The sequence below is a fragment of the Helicobacter sp. MIT 01-3238 genome, assembly GCF_003364135.1.
Classification (GTDB): Bacteria; Campylobacterota; Campylobacteria; order Campylobacterales; family Helicobacteraceae; genus Helicobacter_B.
On record NZ_NXLN01000008.1, the window covers coordinates 39156 to 60319 of the forward strand.

At 41.6% G+C, this 21164-nt stretch carries 15 protein-coding genes, 1 tRNA gene and 1 pseudogene; 10 read left to right on the forward strand and 7 right to left on the reverse strand.

The window, feature by feature from the left end; translation table 11 throughout:
- Positions 1–57 precede the first annotated feature (57 nt).
- From clpX to CQA40_RS04070, 4 genes are all read left to right on the forward strand, one after another.
- On the forward strand, positions 58–1425 hold the full coding sequence (gene clpX / locus CQA40_RS04055; RefSeq protein WP_115519664.1) for an ATP-dependent protease ATP-binding subunit ClpX: 1368 nt from the start codon (positions 58–60) through the stop codon (positions 1423–1425).
- Positions 1426–1451: 26 nt separating this feature from the next.
- The gene (locus CQA40_RS04060) at positions 1452–2468 is read left to right on the forward strand and encodes a rod shape-determining protein (protein ID WP_181882827.1); all 1017 of its coding nucleotides are present in this window, start codon (positions 1452–1454) and stop codon (positions 2466–2468) included.
- Positions 2469–2524: 56 nt separating this feature from the next.
- On the forward strand, positions 2525–3334 hold the full coding sequence (mreC, locus tag CQA40_RS04065; protein WP_115519665.1) for a rod shape-determining protein MreC: 810 nt from the start codon (positions 2525–2527) through the stop codon (positions 3332–3334).
- A 108-nt stretch (positions 3335–3442) separates the two neighbouring features.
- Positions 3443–6643 (forward strand): hypothetical protein, encoded by a 3201-nt coding sequence (locus CQA40_RS04070; protein ID WP_115519666.1) that lies wholly within the window; start codon positions 3443–3445, stop codon positions 6641–6643.
- A 482-nt stretch (positions 6644–7125) separates the two neighbouring features.
- Here CQA40_RS04070 and CQA40_RS04075 read toward each other — a convergent pair whose 3' ends face one another.
- From CQA40_RS04075 to CQA40_RS04095, 4 genes are all read right to left on the reverse strand, one after another.
- The gene (locus tag CQA40_RS04075) at positions 7126–7407 is read right to left on the reverse strand and encodes a hypothetical protein (protein WP_115519667.1); all 282 of its coding nucleotides are present in this window, start codon (positions 7405–7407) and stop codon (positions 7126–7128) included.
- A gap of 327 nt (positions 7408–7734) precedes the next feature.
- Positions 7735–8796, reverse strand: coding sequence for a DUF1561 family protein (locus CQA40_RS04085; protein WP_181882822.1), 1062 nt, complete (start codon positions 8794–8796; stop codon positions 7735–7737).
- A 106-nt stretch (positions 8797–8902) separates the two neighbouring features.
- Entirely contained in the window at positions 8903–10051 is a 1149-nt protein-coding gene (locus CQA40_RS04090; protein ID WP_115519670.1) for a tRNA1(Val) (adenine(37)-N6)-methyltransferase, read from the reverse strand.
- Between the two features lie 29 nt (positions 10052–10080).
- Positions 10081–11730, reverse strand: a complete 1650-nt coding sequence (locus CQA40_RS04095) for a hypothetical protein (protein ID WP_115519671.1) — start codon at positions 11728–11730, stop codon at positions 10081–10083.
- Between the two features lie 234 nt (positions 11731–11964).
- On the opposite strand from CQA40_RS04095, the gene CQA40_RS04100 reads away from it, so the two are divergent.
- The 3 genes from CQA40_RS04100 (at position 11965) to CQA40_RS04110 (ending at position 17118) form a co-directional block, all read left to right on the forward strand.
- A complete protein-coding gene (locus CQA40_RS04100; RefSeq protein ID WP_258864450.1) occupies positions 11965–12624 on the forward strand; it encodes a 3-methyladenine DNA glycosylase in 660 nt (219 codons plus the stop codon).
- A gap of 100 nt (positions 12625–12724) precedes the next feature.
- Positions 12725–14623, forward strand: coding sequence for a hypothetical protein (locus tag CQA40_RS04105; protein ID WP_115519672.1), 1899 nt, complete (start codon positions 12725–12727; stop codon positions 14621–14623).
- A gap of 404 nt (positions 14624–15027) precedes the next feature.
- Positions 15028–17118, forward strand: a complete 2091-nt coding sequence (locus CQA40_RS04110) for an RNA degradosome polyphosphate kinase (RefSeq protein ID WP_115519673.1) — start codon at positions 15028–15030, stop codon at positions 17116–17118.
- Here the strand turns inward: CQA40_RS04110 and CQA40_RS11060 are convergent.
- Positions 17115–17270, reverse strand: a complete 156-nt coding sequence (locus CQA40_RS11060) for a hypothetical protein (RefSeq protein WP_181882823.1) — start codon at positions 17268–17270, stop codon at positions 17115–17117. The two genes, CQA40_RS04110 and CQA40_RS11060, sit on opposite strands and share 4 nt — an antisense overlap.
- Here CQA40_RS11060 and pyrD point away from each other — a divergent pair.
- Positions 17256–18308, forward strand: a pseudogene (pyrD, locus tag CQA40_RS04115) (dihydroorotate dehydrogenase (quinone)); the annotation flags it as partial. The gene CQA40_RS11060 and the pseudogene pyrD overlap by 15 nt on opposite strands.
- A gap of 657 nt (positions 18309–18965) precedes the next feature.
- Here pyrD and CQA40_RS04120 read toward each other — a convergent pair.
- Positions 18966–19442, reverse strand: a complete 477-nt coding sequence (locus CQA40_RS04120) for a phosphoribosyltransferase (RefSeq protein WP_258864451.1) — start codon at positions 19440–19442, stop codon at positions 18966–18968.
- Between the two features lie 10 nt (positions 19443–19452).
- Here CQA40_RS04120 and CQA40_RS11065 point away from each other — a divergent pair, with 10 nt between their 5' ends.
- Positions 19453–19620 carry a hypothetical protein gene (locus CQA40_RS11065; RefSeq protein ID WP_181882825.1) on the forward strand — a complete coding sequence of 56 codons (168 nt, stop codon included), beginning with the start codon at positions 19453–19455 and terminating at the stop codon, positions 19618–19620.
- Positions 19621–19627: 7 nt separating this feature from the next.
- Here CQA40_RS11065 and CQA40_RS04125 read toward each other — a convergent pair whose 3' ends face one another.
- Positions 19628–20806 carry an alanine--glyoxylate aminotransferase family protein gene (locus tag CQA40_RS04125; protein ID WP_115519674.1) on the reverse strand — a complete coding sequence of 393 codons (1179 nt, stop codon included), beginning with the start codon at positions 20804–20806 and terminating at the stop codon, positions 19628–19630.
- Positions 20807–21083: 277 nt separating this feature from the next.
- On the opposite strand from CQA40_RS04125, the gene CQA40_RS04130 reads away from it, so the two are divergent.
- A tRNA-Lys gene (locus CQA40_RS04130) sits at positions 21084–21159 on the forward strand.
- Positions 21160–21164 lie beyond the last annotated feature (5 nt).

Below are 21164 nucleotides of genomic sequence, written 5' to 3' on the forward strand. Positions count from 1 at the left end.
TTGTGGTAAGTGGTTTAATCACAAATCACACAATACTTAAAAGTGAGGCATTTTAATATGAATCAACCTATTTGTAATTTTTGTGGGAATTCTATCACGCCACATAGGCAGGGATTGCGAGCGAAATATCCCAATCCAAACGACCCAAATAGCTCATTTGCGTTTATTTGCCTGCCTTGTATTAGCTCGGTTTATAAGGAGTTTTTAGACCCTATTTATGGGGTAAAAAAATCCACCCTTAGCACGCAAAAGCAATCGCTAAATCTTGATTTGCCAAGCTCACGCGTGCCAAGCCCTAAGGAGCTAAAGGCAAAACTTGATGAGTATGTCATAGGGCAAGAAGAAGCAAAAAAGGTTTTTTGCGTGGCGATTTATAATCATTATAAGCGTATCGCAAATAATCTTGCCCAAGCAAAACAAGATAGCGAGCAAAATCAAGCTAGTTCTTTTGATTCTAGCGACAAAGGTGGCAGTAGCGATGATGTCGAAATCGCAAAATCCAATATCTTGCTTATCGGTCCCACAGGTAGTGGCAAGACGCTTATGGCGCAGACTTTGGCTAGGTTTTTAGATGTGCCAATCGCCATTAGTGATGCTACTAGCTTGACAGAGGCAGGCTATGTGGGCGAAGATGTAGAAAATATCCTAACAAGGCTTTATCAAGCTGCCGATGGCGACATAGAAAAAACACAAAGAGGTATAGTGTTTATCGATGAGATTGACAAAATCTCGCGACTTAGTGAGAATCGCTCTATAACGCGTGATGTAAGTGGCGAGGGCGTGCAGCAAGCATTGCTAAAAATCATAGAAGGAAGTGTAGTAAATATCTCCGAAAAAGGTGGCAGGAAGCACCCAAATGAGCGGTTTGTCCAAATTGATACAACAAATATTTTATTTATTTGTGGCGGGGCTTTTGATGGTTTGAGTGAGATTATCCAGCGCAGGATGGGCGATAATGTGCTTGGGTTTGGGCAAGTGCAAAAAACAAAATCCCAACAAAAAGATGTGCTAAATCTTGTCGAGCCAGATGATTTGGTAAGCTATGGGCTTATCCCCGAGCTTATCGGGCGACTTCATATCACTGCGACTTTGCAGCCTATCACAAAAGAAGCGATGATAGATATTCTTACCAAGCCCAAAAACGCGCTTATCAAGCAGTATCAAAAACTTTTTGAAGTCGATGACAATGTCAAGCTAAGCTTTGAAAAAGAAGCGATAGAATCCATAGCCGAGCTTGCCATAGCTCGCAAGACGGGGGCTCGCGGGCTTAGGGCGATTATTGAGGAGTTTATGACAGACATTATGTTTGACTTACCTTCAATGAGAGAACACGAAGTGGTAATCACAAAAGATTGTGTCGAGCAAAAATCCAAGCCATTGCTCATAAAGCACAAAAAAATCTCTAATAAAGTCAAAGGAGCGTAGAAGTGTTATTCAACAAGATTGTAGGAATGTTTTCGCACGATGTTGCGATAGATTTAGGCACGGCAAACACCCTTGTGCTAGTCAAAGGACAAGGAATCGTTGTCAATGAGCCAAGCATTGTAGCGGTGCGCGTGGATAGGTTTGATAGAGACGGCGAGATAGTCGCTGTGGGATATGAGGCAAAAGAAATGGTGGGGAAAACCCCCAATGGAATCGAAGTAATCCGCCCGATGAAAGACGGAGTTATCGCGGATTTTGATGTAACTGAAAAAATGATTCGCCACTTTATCCAAAAAGCACATAATCGCAAGGCGTTGGTGCGCCCACGCATAATGGTGTGCGTGCCTTATGGGCTTACAGGTGTAGAGCGCAAAGCCGTGAAAGAATCAGCAATGAGTGCGGGCGCTAGAGAGGTGTTTCTCATTGAAGAGCCTATGGCAGCGGCGATTGGTGCGGGACTACCTATCAAGGAGCCTCAAGGAAGTTTGATAGTGGATATTGGTGGGGGGACGACTGAAATCGGCGTCATCTCTCTAGGTGGGCTTGTCATATCCAAGTCTGTGCGCATAGCGGGGGATAAAATCGATTTGGCTATTGTAAATTATGTCCGCAAACACCACAATCTGCTTATAGGCGAGAGACTAGGCGAGGAGATAAAAATCGAAATCGGCGCAGCAGCTCCACTAGATAATATGCTATCTATGGAAGTCAAGGGGCGCGACCAAGTAAGCGGACTGCTAGACACTATAACGCTCACAAGTGAAGATATACGAGAAGCGATGAAAGACCAGCTACGAGAAATCAGCTCCGCAGTAAAAAGCGTGATAGAATCCGTCCCAGCGGATTTGGCGGGGGATTTGGTAGAAAATGGCTTGACACTCACGGGTGGTGGTGCGCTTATCCGCGGGCTAGATAGGTATCTAAGCGACACGATTAAGCTCCCTGTGTTTATCGGTGATGAGCCACTTCTAGCAGTAGCAAAAGGCACAGGCAAAGCACTAGAAGAGATAGATGCTGTGTATAATACTGCAAACTATCAATAAGCTAGAAAAACAAAACTCCCCAAAATCAAAACCTGCAAAACAATTGAGAGATAGCAATGAGGTATCAATCCCTAAGCGTTCTTGTCATCGTCATAGCAGTGCTTTTTATCGCCATAGATTCTAGCAGATTTTTACAAAACGGTATTATGGCGATAAGCGATGGGATAAAAACTTTTGTGCTTGATACCAAAGATAGCATATCACTTTCTTACCAAAAATACCTAAATCAAGCCGCAAGTATCGAGGAATACAAACAAAAACTAAAAGATTATGAAAAACTAAAACTTCAGCTTTTGCATACCCAATCAGAGCTTGATGGGCTCTCTGTATTTGACACACAGCAGGCTTTTTACAATGATGCGAGATTTTTGCCTGCTAGGGTGTATTCGTATGTGGGTATGGGCGACTACAATCGTGTGTGGATAAACTTTGACGCAAAAGGCTACCCAAAGGATAGAATCTTTGGTGTTGTGCGTGATAGCAAGGTGCTTGGGATTGCGCTTATCGATGGGCAAAAGGTTATGGGGTTTTTTAATGGCGATAAAAAAAGCGCGTATAGCGTGCATATAGGTGATGGCAAAATCCCTGCTGTCGTGCATAACTCTGCGATTAGTGCCAATCGTATCACGGCGGATTTTATCCCGCTGTGGCACGATGTAAATGTGGGCGACCAAGTGCGCACAAGCGGGCTAGATGGGATTTTTGTCGAGGGGATTTTGGTGGGGGAAGTCGCTAGCGTGAATAAGGATTTTGGCTATATCAGCGCGGAGATAAAGCCCTATGCACAAAGTTCATCATTAGGCTATGTTTGGCTAGTAGATACGCAAGTGGAGCAGCAGATAGCAGAGGAAAAAAGCCCTTTTTAGCTTTTGTATGATTTTGCGTTGCTTTTGTCCTCAAGGCAAGTTTGCTAGACTTTTTCCCTTTTATGATTATGCGTTGGCTTTGATAAAAAGTAGCCACAAAGGGTGGTAATGATAGATTCTCATCAAATGCCCAAAACACTTATAGATGAGGCGTTTTTATCTAGCGTGCTAGAGCGTGTAAGCCCCGATAAAGATACAAACGAGCTAAAAGCGATTTTACTTGCGCTTATAAGCGGGATTGGCAAAGATAGCACTTCCAAAAACTCAAAAAACACTTCTAACACCACTAAAGCGAATCCCAAAACTTCTAAAAAATCATCGCACAAAGATTTTGAGAGGATATTTGCTCTTTTTGGCGAGATTTTTTGTGCTTTTAGAGAGAAAATCTATGCGATTTATGAGCGTGGGGATATACTTGATTATACATTTTTGTATTTAGCGTTTATCACACCAGATTTTCTTATGTCTCGTTTTTCTGTGGCGGATTTTGATAGTGGCTTTGACAAAGATTTTGTGAAAACAATTTATGAGTATTTCCCTGATGATGAGCGGTTTTTGCATTTCATAGAGATTGTAGATAAGATGCTAGCCACAAAGTCAGATTCTGCAAATGCTACAAACACTTTGAGTGCGACAAATATCAGTCAAGAAGAGTGGTTTATGCTTGTTGAGCTTGGGAGTATTAGCAGAGTTTTGGCTTACCCTAGTGCGCAATATAGGTGTATAAATCACAAAAATAGCTCAAAAACTTCAAAAATAGATGATGGGGCTACCCAAGTATCACTTAGGAATGGATTGGTGTTTTTTAGCGCGTTTGTATCGCTTGGAGATATGCAGTGTGCCAAAGCGCAGAAAATCCAGCCATTTATCTATGAGGCTTACTCGCTTTTTAGGCTTGATTTTACGCTACTTTGTGAAGCTATGAAGCTAGCGTTTGGGCGTGCGCATAGTGCGCTAGAGCGGCGCAATGCGTGCAATTGGCAGCTACATATTTTTTGGAATGTGGAGCATTGGTTTAATTCAAGGGAATGGCTTAGCCTATATCCGTTGTGGAAAGAGGTGTTTTATGGGCGGATTTCACAAGCCCAAAAGGCTATGGTGGAATCTATGATAGGTGCTATGGCACAAAATCCACACGAAGCAAATCCACACCAAAATCCAAAAATCACACAAAATCACACAAAACCTCAAAATCCACAAAATTTGCAACCGCTTTACCAAGCCATAGATGAGGTGCTGTATTTGCAGCTTTTTTTATACCATTTTTGTGGCAATAGCTTTATCTCTCAAGAGCAATGGAGAGAGTTCAATACTGAAATTTTAGAAAAATCTAGTGCGCTTTATAGGGAGTTTGGGGCAAAATTTTTGACAAAAAGTAGTAAAATAGAAAAACGAAATACAGCCAAAGATTCTAAGCACCAAAATCTAAAATCTATGAAATCTATTGAATCTCCCCAAACCCCTCAAAACTCACAAGAATCCAAACCCCTACAATCAACCCCACAACCAAAAAAAATTATAGGTTTTTTGCGTGATAGGTTTGTGGAAAATTCGCCATTCAAAGTCGAATATAGCCTTATCAAAAACCTTATAAATTCCTCGTCTTTTAGCCAAAAATATAGCATAAAAATTTATTGTATGAGCCTCATAGAAAAAAGCGAAAATGACCCGCGAATAATGCAGCTTTTTGCTAGTCTTGGTGTGGAGATAATCGACATTGGGCTAGCCTTTAACAAAGCAAATTTTTATAACTCACATTTGCAAAAAGCCCTCGCTCTGCGTGAGATAATCCAAAATGATGAGGTGGAGATTTTGATTAGCCCAAATAATGGCTATGGGATTAGTGATTTTTTGCTTAGCGTGCGTGTCGCACCTACACAGGTGTTTTGGACGCACGGCAACTATGTCTATGACATTGAGGGAATCGATGCTAGGCTTACGCATATTTGCAATGATTTGAGAGAAATCACTCACGAGGGCGTGGTATTTGGCGGAATCCCCGTAAAAATGGATACCACATTTTATAATCCCCTCGTGTCAGCTCAAGAAATCAAGGAGGCTAGAGAAAATATCGCATATTTGCTAGCACAAAACAAAAATCTTGAGGTAAAAAATTTTAGTAATTTTGCTGATGAATGGCTACGAGATAAAGTGATTTTGGGCGTTATGGGGAGGCTTGCCAAAATCGACTCTATGGATTATTTGGAAGTGATTTGTGAGATATTACAGAGGCGAGAAGAGTGTGTGTTTATCGCGTGTGGTGCAGGAAATGAGGAAGTCATCAAGTCCAAAATCTCACAAATAAATCCTAGCGTCTTGCCACGCTTTTGCTTCACGGGGCAGATAGATAGTGCGGTATATGGGCATATCATTGATGTGTGGCTAGATAGTTTTCCTATGGAGCAGGGAGAGAGCAGAATCGAGTATATAGCAAAGGGCAAGGGGCTTGCGCTAAGGTATTATGTGTGTGATGAGGAGGAGTTTTTGAGCGAGGTGGGGGGGCAGGTAGATGGTGTGGAGGGGGTGGTGAGTGAGGTTTTGAGTGATTTTGGCAATTTGTTTTCGGGTGATTCATTTGGGAAATCTCATTACCCTGCTTCGCTCGATGAACGCGAAATGTTCTATCTACGCTCGCAGGGCAATGAGATTTCTCAAAGCAATACCGCAAATACTTCGATTGTGGCTGGGAATGGTGGGCAGTATTTGCAAAAAACATCAACCGCTTGTGAGGGCGAAACGCAAAGCGTGTCAAATGATTCTGCGGATTTTGTAAATTCTGCAATTTGTCATACTGAGGCTTTAGCCGAAGTATCTCAAAAAAGCAAGCCTAGCGAAGTTTCTTTAGCAAGCGAAGATTCTTTAGAAAAACACGGCAGGGATTTTTTGGAAGTCAAAAATAAGAGATATTTCGCTTTCCCTCAATATGACAAAACTACTTGCAATAGCGAAAACAAAGAGAGCAAAACTGCCAATGAAAACAATATGTGCGGAAATAACGCACATTCTAGCTCTTTTGCGCGTAAGTCGCCTTGTTCCCCCTCCCTTGCGGAGGGGGCTAGGGGGTGGGTAGGCTCTCACGCCAAAGATTTTGCAAGCTATAAATCCCTTGTTTTGGGTTTTAGCCAAACACGAGCTTTTAGCAAAGAGCAATACCTCCAAAAAGCCCTAAATATCATAGATTCTACAAAAACAAAGAATAAAAACTTTCAAAATATGCTACGCACACAAAGCCTTATTTTTGCTATGGGGGATTGCATAAAAGAGCGATTGGGTGTGAAATACTTTATGGACTTTGTAGATTCTGTTTGATTTTGTATTGACTTATAAAAAAACATTTTTTTAGACAATTTAATCGAAGTGGTGTGTTTAAGCAAGTTTTTGTTGCATAGAGTTGCAAGGGCTGATAGTGGTAGTGTCTAGAAGTAAGGTAGTAAGGTGATACATTTAGCATAGGCAAACACACAAACCTTAGCAATAAAAACAAAATCTTACAATTATGTTTTTATTGATTTTATTGATTGCACCTGCCGCTGGTGCAGGTGCTAGCTATAATTTTTCGCGAACGGAATTTGCGTAAAATCTCTTGCGACTACGCACGAGGGTGCATTATACGGCGCACTTATCTCAAGGCATTTTTTGCGCTAAAGCGCACAGAGTGGCTTACAAAACACGAGACGCAGGCTTACTCGCTTGTTTTTTGTAGCACACTAGCGCGTGCTTAGGGCTTATAAAAAAGAAAATGAATAAGTGAGTGAAAAAACAGGCAAAAAGAAAAGCTAACTTTTAAGAATCTAATGAAGTTTGTTTTGTTCTTTATAATATTTTTCAATTTCTTTTAGAATTTTTTCATAATCTTCCACCAATGACTTACCAAAATCACCATCATTTTTTAGTATTTCTATAACATCTTCTATCAAATAAACTTTACGCTCAATACCTACTAAATCTTGTATTCGTTCTATAGCGTTCCATAAAACTCTAGTATCTACTCTTAAAAGTGTAATTCTTTTGCGTATTGAGTCTAAATCTTCCCTTAGATATTTAATTTCAAGGTCTAAGTATTTACCAGCCATATTTAATCCTTTAATAAAACGAGTAAGTTGTGATTTTACCCCCCCCCCTTATTAAAAAATGCTTAAATCCATAAATATTTTGAAAAAAAAACACAAAAATTTTAAAAACCGTGTTTTAAAAATGATTTTTGTGACGATTGAGGTGGAGATAAATTTAGCTGATTTTATATGGATTTATTCCAAGCAAATCGCTATCTCAAAAATTTTTACGAGAAACTTTACAAAGATTTTTGTTTGCGGATTTTGCTAGGAGTGATTTTAGAGTGATTTTTAGCAAGATTTGCCTATGATTTGCTAAGCTACTTAGATGACTCTAGATTTTATAATTTATTGATTACACCTACCACTGGCGCATTGATTTAGTGCGCTTGCACTTGGGATTCTTGCATTGCCACGCCTGCTATCGCCCTCACCCGTGCAATCGCTAAAAGATAGCGCACTTGCAAAAGGTATCGTGTAGCTTCCATTTACTTGCGAAACGCCCACCATTATTAGCTGTGAGTTTGGCACACCTACTTGTGTGAGTGATTCTTGCAAACTTTGTATAGTTGTATTTTCTCTAGCGATATGTCGCAGGTAATAATCTGGCGCACCTGTAACATTTGTTTGTATCACGCGCACGCCACCACTTGTGCGCACAAGCAAGACACTATGATGAGTATTTACCCCTGCACTGCTACGATGAGTCATTGAGGTAATATACAAGCTCCCCACACTTCCTTGCAGTATTTGTCCCAAAATCTGCCTTATCTCACTTTGCGTTGTCCCATAGCCCAAAAACCGCCAATTATACTGCGGAAGTAAAGATATGGCACTTGCATAAGCCACTCTTGCGGAGTTTGCAAACCGCTCTTGTGGATTACTAGCAGGGATAACATAATATTCCACAATATCAACTAGCGTGGCGTATAAAATCGAATGTCTTTGGCGAAAATCTGTAAATGGATTTGTGCGTGGTGCGGGATTAAAAAAGTAGCCCTCTTGCGTGGGTGGAGTATTACCATAGCGCAGGATTTCCGCAGCCATTTCATAAGCCTGTAAAAGGCAAGTCCCACACACCCCTACCGAAAAAAATGAACCATCTGTGCTATTTACAATCTGCACCAATCTAGGCAACCACGCTTCTAAGTCAAAGTTAAAATTATTCATCGTTAAAAGCGGGGTTGGTGGTGTTTTTGATTTGCCTTGTTTGTTGGTAGCGACATTGTTTTTGCGCTCTATATTTCCCAAACTAGCAGAATCCAAAGCATCAAAATCAACAAAGCGCATAGAGGTATTTCGGCTATTATCTTGGCTTTTTGCTGCGATGTTTTGGCACATAGGGATTGCTATGATACTAATGACTAGCAGGATTTTAGTTATTGCAATTTTCTTAGTTGTGTTTTTCATAAAAGTCCATATATTTTGGTTTTGCCACATTTTTGCCTTATTATGTTATTTGCGATATTTTGCAAATTTCATCATTGTGGTTTGTGTGATTTTATCATACAAAATCTTATTCTAACGAAATTTGATGAAAATTGTAGCAGTCTATGTCTTCTAGTGCGACTTTTATGCTGTGTGTGCGGTAGGTGGCGTAGATATTAGCGACTTCAGGGGTAAAGTCATCTTGGATTGCGCTAGGTTTGCACCTTTTTTTGTTGCGTTTTTTATTGCTATTTGTGGTGGGGCTTTGCAGATATGGGTTTTGTGCGTGGGAGTTGTGTGTGAAGAGTGGTGGAGCGATTTTTAGCGTGGAGCGAGAGTTTAGGCGAGCATAGATAAGTGCTAGGCTAGCTTCTCTCTCGCGCAGTGGATAGACAAGTCGCAACACTTCTGGGGTGAAGCCACTTTGCTTTAGCGTGGTAAATACGCGTGCTAGCTCGCTAGGATGGTAGCAAAAGATAAGCCCGCCGCGTGGGGCTAGCACTCGCTTTGCTTGTGGTATCCAAAGCTCTAGTGGCATAGAGGTGGCGTAGCGGGCTTGGAGTAGGGCTGGATTGCTTGAGTGCAGTGCGCCATCTGGGTAAAAAGGGGGATTGCTTATGCAGAAGTCGGCTTTGAGACTGCTTGGATTTTGTGGCTTTGTGGATTGTGCTATTTTGGTTTTTGCAGTTTGGTTTTTTGTGTGGCGGATTTGTGGGTGTTGGGAAAGCATTTGTGGCAGTATCTTTGGCAAACTAGAATCTAAAAAGTCAATATTATATACTCGAGCTAATGGGACATTATCAGCATTTTTTGACAAAAAAGTTTGATTTTGTAAATCAGGGTGGATATGGGAGTTGGCAGTGATTTTGGCACTTTGTTGGATTTTGGGTGGCTTTGTTTGGGTGGGTTTGGTTTGTGAGGATTTAGCTTGAGTGTCTGGGAGGTGCTCGTCATTTGTAGTGGCGTTTATGTAGGCAAGGGTAGCCATAGATTTGTTTATCTCTATGAGATGGGAGCGCACGCCAAAGTGCTTGGCACACAGTAGCCCCACAATCCCACAGCCTGCACCGATGTCGATGATATTTAGTGGTTTTGATTTGTGTGGTTTGTAGTAGGGGTGTGAGGTGGGCAGCGTGTGAGGTGCTAGAAACGCTCTAGCAAAATCCACAAGTAGCAGACTATCGCTATTATATAGGTATCCATTGCGTGGCTGATATAGTCTTAGGAAATTTTTCATCTACTGCCTTAGTTTACTCTGATATGTGCTTAGCTAGGCTTTATTGGCTTTAGCCATACTAGCAAATCTTGGGATTTTGCTTGGCTTTTTTGCGTTGTTTGCGTTGCTTGTGTGGATTTTTGCTGAAAATTTTGCGTGCAAGGTTTGGAATCTATTTTTAAAGTTTTTGTATTTTTAGTATCGTGCTTTTGGGAATCTAAGGCAAAATCTTGCACAAAAAGTTCATTATTTGAATCATTTTGTGCTATGTTTTTTGTGTATTCTAACTCATCATCTAAAATCGTTGTGTGCAAAATCCTAAAATGTCGCAAAATCTGCTCTAACCTATTTTGCTCATCTGCTTTTTTATCTCCACATCTGTTTTTTTGCTCTGATATTTGCCCTTTTTTCTCTAAAGTGGCGGATAAAAGGCTAGGCGATATGTGCAAAAGCACCATATCGACTTTGTCTATCAATGCTTCCAAAAGAGGGAATCCACCCTCAATGATAGTAAAGCCACTATCCAGACTTAGCGTGTCTATCAAGGTTTTTATGGATACTCGCTTTTGTGATAGGAGATTTGCTAGCTTAGAATCCTGCTTGGCTTTTGTGATTAAAGTCTCTTTATCACGCGTAAAAATCTCTATATTTGGTAGATTTTGCGCTAGGTTTTGATACTTTTGTGCGGGGCTTTGTGTGAGATTTCGCGTGAGGTTTTGGGCTAGATTTGCTAGAGGATTTTGCTGCGTAGCATTTGTGCTATCAAAATCTAAACCAAAATCATCTAAGCTAGATTGGCTTAAACTTTTTGGGCTAGATTCTTGCGCGTAGAAACTATCAGCATAGCGCGTGTCAAGTCGTGGAGTATCATTTAGCGCGGTGTTTCCAGAGATGATTATGGTTTGGGCGATACATCGCTGATTGTGCGTGAATGTGCGTGAGGCTATGCCTGATATGCTCCCGCTTTTGTAGTCGCCATTTGCCCTCATCGCTAGTTTAAATAGATTGAATCGTCCGCTTTCTTTTAGGCACAAAAACGGATAGAGTAAGTCTAGGATTTTTTCGTTGGTGGATTTTGGTAGCAAATTGTAAGTGTTTTTGGACGGGTTTTGTGCTAGGTTTTGCTGCTTTTGAATATCGGGGTTTTGATTTTTGTGTGAGTTTTGCAAATCACCGCCTTGCAAATCGCTATCTTTTGAGTAATTTTGCAAATAAGCACTTTGAAAATCTTGCAAAAATTCCACTTTCACGCCCGCACTTTGAAGCCTTTGCGCGCCATTGCTAGATTCCCCCCATTTGTCTTTGAAAGCGATGATGACTTTGGCAGGTTTTAGTTCACACAAAAGTTTGGCACAAGGTGGGGTTTTTCCATAGTGGTTACAAGGTTCAAGGGTGATTAGCAGGATTTTATCCCTAAAAAGTCCTTTGTGATTCTTGCACAAAAACTCGTGGATTTTGCTAGGCTCGCTACTTTTATCTAGCCCGCTTTTTTCCCCACTCATCGCTTCATATCCGCTAAGTAGTGTTAGCACTTCGGCGTGTGCTTTGCCTGCTTTTAGGTGGATTGCACTTGATATGATTTCGTAGTCTTTGTCTAGCAGTAGTGCGCCCACAGGTGGGTTTGGCAGGGTAAGCGTTTGGGCAAGCCACGCCAAGTCTATGCAGTGATTCATAAAGAGTGTATCCCTAGTGAGAAACATATTTTGCCTTTGCTTGTGAAAATTTATGAGAATTGTAAAAAACTATAAAGTTATCTTACTATAAGTTTTTGCTATAAGTCCTTGCCACAATCTTTGCTACAAAGCGATAAAAGCTACACAAAAAAGCCTAGAAAATTTTGGTATAAATCCCCCATTATAGCGCATTTGAGGTTTGGGGTTTGACAAATATGCTATAATCGCGCTTAAAATTTGACAAAAGCACTAGGGGAAGCGATGAATAGCATAGGCGATATAGATAGTATGTGGCTTTTGGAGCGACTAAAGGGGCTAGATTTACTGCGTGGGTTTGGGGAATGGTGGTGGGAGGGTGCGCCTAGTTTTTTGGTGGTTTGCGGGGCGGTGCTAGTGCAAAATAGCAGGTGGGAAGCCGTGCAAGCCTCTCTAAGCAATCTAAAAACCGCACGCATACTAAGCGATGATGATGAGCAAAGCCTAGATAATCTCTCAAAATGCGCTAGCATAGAATCTTTTATCACTCCAAGCGGGCTTTATCGGCAAAAATCTGCTAGGCTTATCGCCATAGCACGAGCGATAGTGGCGGATTTTGGTAGTTTTGGTGCGTTTAGGAGTGAAGTAAGTCGTGAGTGGCTACTAGCTCAAAAGGGCATAGGCAAAGAAAGTGCCGATAGTATTCTAAACTACGCGTGTGAGAGGGAAATAATGGTGGTGGATAGATATAGCTACAAGCTACTATGCGGGCTTGGCATAGAGATAGAGGAGTATGAGGAGCTACAAGCGTGGTTTATGGATTTGTGCGATACACAAAGGCTATATGGAAAAATCAAGCTAGCAAAAATCTATGCTCGCTATCACGGCAAAATCGTAGAGTTTTCCAAAAGAAAAATGAGCTTAGATACACTAATTGCGCACTAGATTTACAAAAAGTGTTGCATAAAGGGTATTATAAAGAGTGCTGTGTAAAGAGTGTTTAAAAAGACGAGCAAATCTAGCAAATCATCATAAAAGAAGCAAAATGACAAATAAAACAGCGCATACTTCACAAAAATCCTCCACACTACCCAAAGCATCACTAGCTAAGAGGGCAAAATCAGCTACTTTGATTGCATCGCTTACGCCATTGCAGATTTTTGAGCGACTTTGCGAGATTCCACATAAATCATATCATACGCAAGAAATGTTTGACTATCTTTGTGGTTTTTGTGAGAGCTTGGGGCTAAAAGTGCGCACAGATAGGGCTAGAAATATTTATATTTGCAAAAAACCTCTAAAATGTGAAGTTTCGCCCAAAATCTGCCTGCAAGCGCACTATGATATGGTGGGTGTGGGTAGAGCGCAGTTTGGCGAAGCGATAACGCCTTATGTGGATTCTTGTGGATTTTTGCGTGCTAGAGAATCCTCTCTTGGTGCGGATAATGGCGTGGGTGTGGCAAGTATTTTGTGGCTATTTATGCAGGAGCGATACGCGCCATATATTGAAGCGATTTTGACAAATGATGAGGAGGTAGGATTGTGCGGGGCGAACGAGCTAGAATTGCCGATAAAATCAAACTTTTTGCTAAATCTTGATAGTGAATTTTTTGGCGAAATCATTATAGGCTGTGCTGGGGGGTTTGATGTGGAGTTTGACTTTTGTGTGCGAGATTTTGCTTGCGCTGATAGTGGGGTGGGTTTGGCGGAGGAGGATTTGGCGATAAAAAACGCGGTAGAGAAAGAAGCGAAAAAATCTAAAAAACTATATGAAATAAAAGCATTTGGCTTTGAGGGTGGGCATAGTGGCGTGGATATTCATCGAAATATCCGCTCTAGTATCGTGGAGTTTGCGCGTTTGCTAGAAGTGATTTGTGAGTGCTGTGGGGAGGAGCTATGTGAGCTTTATGATTTGCGCTCTGGAGAGAAGCCAAACTCTATCCCTGTGGGGCTAGAAGCGATAATGGGATTTTCTCTGCAAGGAGAGGACTTGCAGCGTGAACTACAAAAAGCTGGGCTTTTGGTAGAGTCTGGGCTAGAGAGAGGTAGTATTCATATATATGTGGCTAAAAATTCTAACGACACAAAAAATGAGGAGAAAAATAATGGCATAAAAACGGGGTTTTTGCTAAAGCCTTGTAGCAATACGGGGGATTATAAGCAGATTTTAGAGCAAAAACCTTATGATAAAAAATTGCTATCAAAAGTGATTTTGGCACTAAATCACGGGGTGTGGGAGAGAGGGGAGAATGGCGAGGTGCTAAGCTCACTAAATATAGCGATGATAGAGCCCACACAAAAACCGCTTCAAGCACAAAAACTAAAAGACAAAAGTAATAGTGATTTGTCCTCAAAAACTCTTTGCTTAGACAAAGTCTGCGATAGTGGCACTAAGAGTGCGCTACACTTCACGCTAAAAGCTAGGGCAAATACAAATGCTCTACTAAAATCTACAAAATCTCAAATCGTGCTTGTGCTACAAAGTTTGCTAGAAAGCCACTCCCGTGATTTGTGCAAAGATTCACGCAGAGATTTGCAAACACTATCAAAAAATCTGTGCACTACTGAAACCTTATGCACCTCCAAAGGCTCACATATTTCCAAAAACGATTCTTGCGCAAATATCGCTATTTCTAATGAATATGGCGCGTGGGAAAAAGCGCGAGATACCCACGCAAAATCCCCAATCTTGCAGATGATTATCCAAGCGTATAAATGGCGACATTGTGAGGTGGGAAGTATCCACGCGGGGCTAGAGTGTGGGATTTTGCAAGAGAGGTTTGCCAAAATGGGTCTAGGACAAATCGCTATGGCGTCCATAGGTCCTACGATTTTATCCCCACACTCTTTGCAAGAAAGGCTTGATTTGGGGAGCTTTGATGAGTTTGTGGCGGTGCTAGTGGATTTGCTTGATAGGATTTGTGCTAGTAAGCTAGAATCCTAAAATACTTAAATTTCGCCACAAGAATACATAAAAATACAAGAGCCTAAAAAATAATGGCATAGCAAAATCAGTCAAAAATAACAAAATAAGTCAAACTTCAATATTTAAGAGATACATAAAAATCGCAAGCGGATTTCACGCAAGTGATATGTGGTGATTTGTAAATAACGATTTGCAAGCTAACTTTGACAAAGAGAATTGAAAATTTTTGTGCGATTTTGATTTTATTTGGGATTTGCATACATTATCATAGATTTTAGGGTAGAATATACGATTTAAGTTTGGCACAAAATCTCTAAATGATTTTGCTTACTTTTGTAAAAACATTTGGAGATATATCTGTCGGGGAGCATTTGGCGCGAGAAATGCTAGCAAGCGCAAAATCAAAACATAAGGAGTAGAGAATGGAAATAGTCGATACCAAATACTTCAACAGAGAACTATCTTGGCTACGATTTAACTCACGAGTGCTAAATGAAGCGCGTAGAGAGGGCTTACCACTGCTTGATAGACTAAAGTTTTTGGCTATTTATGGGACAAATCTTGATGAGTTTTATATGATTCGCGTAGCGGGGCTAAAAAAGCTCTATGCAAGTGGGATAACCAAGATAGGAGCAGATAAGCTAACCGCCGCACAGCAGCTAAAATCCATAAGAGAGTATCTGCATACAGAGAAAGGCGAAGTGGCAAAACTTTTTAATGAGATTCGCGCTTCGCTAGATAAGCAAGGGCTAAAAATCAAAAACTTCGATGAGCTAAACAAAACCCAAAAAATCGCTCTGCACGACTATTTCATACACTATCTTTATCCTGTGATTGTGCCTATCGTGGTAGATGCTACCCACCCATTTCCTCATCTAAATAACCTTAGCTTTGGTATCGTAATCGAGCTAAAAAACAACGAAACCAAAGAAATCAAATACGGAATCATACGCATTCCGCGCGTGCTAAAGCGGTTTGTAGAAATCGATAAAGGCGTGTTTGTCCCTGTGGAAAGCATAGTCGGGGAGTTTGCTTCAGAGCTGTTTTTGGGACATAGCGTGGAGCATTATATTCCTTTCCGCGTTACGCGCAATGCTGACTTTGAGATAGAGGAGGACGAAGCAGATGACTTTATGCAGCTGATGAGTGAGTCATTGCGAGCACGCAAAAGGGGCGAAATCACAAGGCTTGAAGTGGGAGAGGGCAAAAAAGAGCTAAAAGATTTTGTCCAAAAGCAAGTGGATATTCCCATAGAGGATACTTATGCGTATAATATCTTGCTAAATCTTGGCACACTTTGGGAGCTAGTGGGAGCAAAGGATTTTGCCCATCTTGGCTCTGCGCTATTTGTGCCAAAGTCTTTGCCACCTATTGATGCAGAATCCAATATTTTAGACACGATAGAATCTCAAGATATTGTGATGTTTCACCCTTATGAGAGCTTCGACCCTGTGGTGGAGTTTATCAAAACCGCAGCAAAAGACCCAAATGTCTTATCCATACGAATGACACTCTATCGTGTTGGCAAAAACTCCCCCATAGTAAAAGCACTAATCCAAGCCGCAGAAGATAAGCAAGTAACCGTGCTTGTGGAGCTAAAGGCACGATTTGATGAGGAGAATAACTTGCATTGGGCGCGTGCGCTAGAATCTGCAGGTGCGCATGTCATCTATGGCGTACCCGGGCTAAAGGTTCACGCCAAAATCGCCCTTGTCATCAAAAAAGTCGGCGATAAGCTAACTGAATATGTGCATCTAAGCACGGGGAATTACAACACCGCTTCGGCAAAAATCTACACAGATATTAGCCTGCTTACTGTGAATAAAGACATTGGTAATGATGCGATTAAGTTTTTCCACTCACTATCCACAGGTAGCTCGCACAAAAGCAAACTTCAAACGCTATTTACCGCGCCTACACAGATAAAGCCAAAGATTTTAGAGCTAATCAAAGCAGAATCTACATTTGGCAAAGAGGGTAGAATCATACTAAAAGCAAACGCGCTTGTGGATACTGATGTCATAGACGCGCTGTATGTAGCCTCTAAAGCAGGAGTGCAGATTGATTTAATCATTCGCGGGGTGTGCTGTCTGCGTCCAAATGTCAAAGGGCTAAGCGATAATATCCGCGTGTTTTCTATCATCGGCAAGTATTTGGAGCACGCTAGAATCTACTATTTTGCCCACTCAAAAGAAAAAGTGTTTTTTGCGAGTGCGGATTTGATGCCACGCAATCTAGAGCGCAGAGTAGAGCTACTCACCCCAGCGACAAACAAGACAATAGCTGACAAACTTATCGAAATCGTAAATATCCAGCTAAGTGATAATGTCCAAATCCACCAGCTTCAAAGCGATGGCGAGTATAAAAAAGTCCCAACGCCAAAAGAGAATCCTATCTCTTCGCAAGTGGTGTATGAGAGGTTTGTAAATGAAGCGAGCAAAAGCGTAAAAAAAGAATCCACTCAAAACACCAAAGCAAAAAAACTATTGCAACGAATGGTGGGAGAATCCTAAAGATAGATTTCGCTAAAGACAAAACACAAAAGCAAAATCTCATAGTGTAGATTTGGCGTAAATCCGCAGGATAAGCCCACCGATTTGTTTGCAAGTAGCTTGCAAAATCCACTAATCCCAATACAAAGGACAAACAGATGAGCCTCTACCAAAAAATCCGCCCCGTGCTTTTTAAGCTAGACCCAGAGCGAGCGCATAGCCTCGTAAAAGCAGTGCTTCACAAGCTGCCAGACATTCCTTTTGCTGATGATTTGCTGCTAAAAATCAGCGGTGGCTACAAAAGCGACAAGCTAAAAACAAAAGTGTGCGGGCTAGATTTTTATAATCCCGTAGGACTTGCTGCAGGGTTTGACAAAGACGGCGAAATGGTAAAAGCACTTGGTGCGCTAGGGTTTGGGTTTTTGGAGCTTGGCACGATAACCAAAATCCCTCAAGTGGGCAATCCAAAGCCACGATTGTTTCGACATATCGATGAGCAAAGCCTACAAAATGAAATGGGGTTTAATAACTGCGGAAGCAAGGAGTTTTCTCTAAATATCCAAAAACACTATCCATTTAGCATACCTATCGGAGTAAATATAGGTAAAAATAAAGATGTCCAAATCAAAGATTCTCTATACAACTACGAGGACGCACTAAAAGATGTGCTAAAGGTGGGGGATTATTATGTGTTTAATCTCTCTTCGCCAAACACCCCTAAACTACGCGATTTGCAAAATGAAAAGTTTGTCAAAGAGCTTTTTGAAATGGCAAAAAAACATACCAAAAAGCCTGTGTTTTTAAAAATCGCGCCAGATATAGAGATAGACAAAATGCTAAAAGTCTGTGATAGTGCGCTATCAAGCGGTGCTAGTGGAATCGTAGCGACAAATACGACGGTGGATTCTACCCTTGTGGCTAGCCCTAGAAATGGCGGAATCAGTGGCGAGGTGCTAAAGCAAAAGAGTTTGGAGATTTTGAGCGAGCTTACAAAGGCGTTTTTTGGCAGGGGTGTGATAATGTCAGTAGGTGGCATATCTAGTGCTAGAGATGTATATGAGCGAATGCAGATGGGGGCTAGCCTCGTGCAGGTTTATACGGCGTTTATCTATGAGGGACCTACTCTTTGCTCTACTATCAACAAAGAGCTAGAGATATTTTTGAAAGCCGATGGATTTAGCAATATAGGCGAAGCTGTGGGTGTGGCACTTGGCAAGATGAAAGGTAAGAAAAAATACGAGAAATTCCAAGAAAAAGATAAAAAAGAGGATAAGGAAGACAAAAAGAAAAAGGGCAAAAAAGACAAAAAAGAAGACAAAGAGGAAAGCAAAGCACAAAAAGAATCTGCCAAAGCCCCTACCACTCGCGCTAGAACTACTACAAGGACGCGAGCTACTCGCACAACCACCACAAGAAGCACAAGGACTAGAGCAAGCACAAAAAGTGCTAAGCCCGCTAAATAAATGCGCAAGCTAGTCTTTGCGCTTAACATAGTGTAGCTAGCTTGCGTAAAGGTGTTTGGCTCTAGGCAAAATCACGCTACCAAAGCGTGAGCTTTTCACTTATATTGCGATAAATCGCGCTATTTGATTGCGTTGTTTGTTTTTGTGGCTATTGGTGGGGCGTAAAGCGTGGCAGTTTAGGGGTTGCTTGTGGCGATTGTGGAGGGGGAGTGTTGCTATGCTTGTGGGTGTTGGTGTGAGATTTGTAGAGTTGCTTAAGGGAGGTTTTGGCAAAGCTAGCTAGCCAAAAATCCTGCTAGGCAATGCTAGTGGGTTTTGTCATATTTGTTTTGTGTGGTTACATTTGTGCTTGTTTTAGATTTTGATTTCACAAGATTTTGACTTCTTGTGCGTAAAGACATAGTTTTAAGAATCTAGCATATCCACTTCCCAAAAAAAGTCTATCCATTCTTTATTTTCTCGCACATAAAAATCCGCCACCACACTTGCGCCTGATTTTTGAAATATCACTGCGCTTGCAAATTCTTTGCCAAATTTATCGTGCGGATATGCCTTGCCTAGAGAGTGCATAACCGCGCTTAAGCTCCGCCCGCTATCTACTATCTCATCGACTATAAGCACGCGATTTTGCTCTATGTGGGGGATTTGCCCAAGTGTTAGGGAGTGCTTTGCTTCTCTATCTGCGTAAGAAGTGGCGTTTATGGTGTAGATAGATTCTGCGCGTAGATTCCACTTCAGGGCTAGAAAATGGCTCATACACATTCCACCTCGCGCGATACACACGATAGCTTGAGGCACACCAAACCCCGCTTCTATGCGTGCACTCAAAACTTTCATATCATCTAAAAAATCTGTATAAGCATAATAGATTGTCTTTTTCATCGCTTCTTTAATGCTACCAAATCTACTTATAGGCACTCACTGCCACCACAAAAGTGGCATACAACTAGCCAAAATCGCCACAAAATCATCGATAAATCGCCCAAAATCACAGCAAAATATCTTTCAAGGCTATTTGGATTTTCCACGCAAAATCTTTGAAAATCTAGGCAAAATCTAGGCAAAATCTAGCTCACATAAAATTCCTGCATAAACGCCCTATTTCCTGCGCCATCAAATTTGCGTAGCCCCAACCTATCTAGCGCAATTTCTAGCGTGTTTATCACCCAAGCAGCTTCATACACTTCTATAAGCCCCATATGATTTATGCGGAAAATCTGCTCTTTTATGTGGTCTTGTCCAGCGGCGACATTCACTCCTAGTGCTTTTAGCTCGGAGCGGATTTTCACAGCATTTTCTTTGTCATATACTGCACTCATCGCTAGGGCGGGGGATTTGGGGTAGAGAGGAAGTCCTAGTGCTTTTAGTGCGGCTTTAGTGGATAGGCTTAGCTTTTTGCTATGCTCATAGACTGCTTGTATGCCTGCTTGCAAGGCTTGTGTGTCAAACTCGCTAGGATTTTGGATAAAGGAGTCTTTGCCAAGTTTTTTTGCCCCCATAGATTCTACTATTTCAAAGTATTTGAGAAGTCCTTGTGTGATTGTCGTGGGTGCAGTCCAAGCAGTCGTGTTTTTGCGCTGATTTTTTAGCTCAATAGCGAGGTTGAAATAAAGCCCGAGATTGCGCTCCTCTATGCGCTCTATGGCTTTGCTAGATAGCCCTATGATACTCATCGCAGGTGGTAGCATAAACGCCTTTTGGCTTCCGCCGATGAGTGCGTCTATGTGTGTGGTGTCGATTTTTTCTACTCCCATAGCGGTGATTCCATCGGCGATTATCATTATGCTAGGGTTGTGTTGCTTGATAGATTTCGCGATAGATTCTATATCTATCCTAAGCCCGCCCGCAGACTCACACACCTGCAAAGCAATCGCATCAATGCTACTATCAGCTTTTATTGCCTCTAGCACTTCATTTGGGCTTGGTGGTGTGTCCCACTCGTGCTTTATCTCTTGGTAAGGGATATTGTGTGCTTTGGCGATTTTGCCCCATCGCTCGCCAAATTTACCGCAATTTATCGTTAGAATCTTTGAAGTAGTAAGGCTTAGCAAGCACGCCTCCATAGCTCCTGTGCCACTGCTAGCAAGTAGTAGCACTTCAGGCATATCTAGCATTAGCTTTAGCCCTGCTTTTGTTTTGGCAAAAATGGCTTCAAACTCTTTGGTGCGGTGATGAAGTGTGGGTGTAGCCATAGCTTGACGAATGGACTCGGGGATAGGTGTGGGACCGGGAGTGAAAAGTAGCATTTGATTCTCCTTTGGGTAGGTGTGCTTATGTAGTGTGGGATAAAAACCGCAAGTGCAAAATCCAAGCGCAAAAATCTTAAGGAAGTCATACAAAAAGCGGATTATACAATTTTTCGCGTTATTTGGTGTAAATCAACATTGCTTTATATGTGATTTATAAAATTTTTGCTACAATTACATCCGCCTCCTTTTTCGGAGATAAGATTTTGATTTGTGCGCGGGGCGTTTGGCTTCGCGCATAGATTTTGATTTTGTCTTTGATTTTAGAGATTTTTGTGGAGGTGTAGCTCAGTTGGTAGAGCAACTGACTCTTAATCAGTGGGTCCAGAGTTCGAGCCTCTGCACCTCCACCACTCCT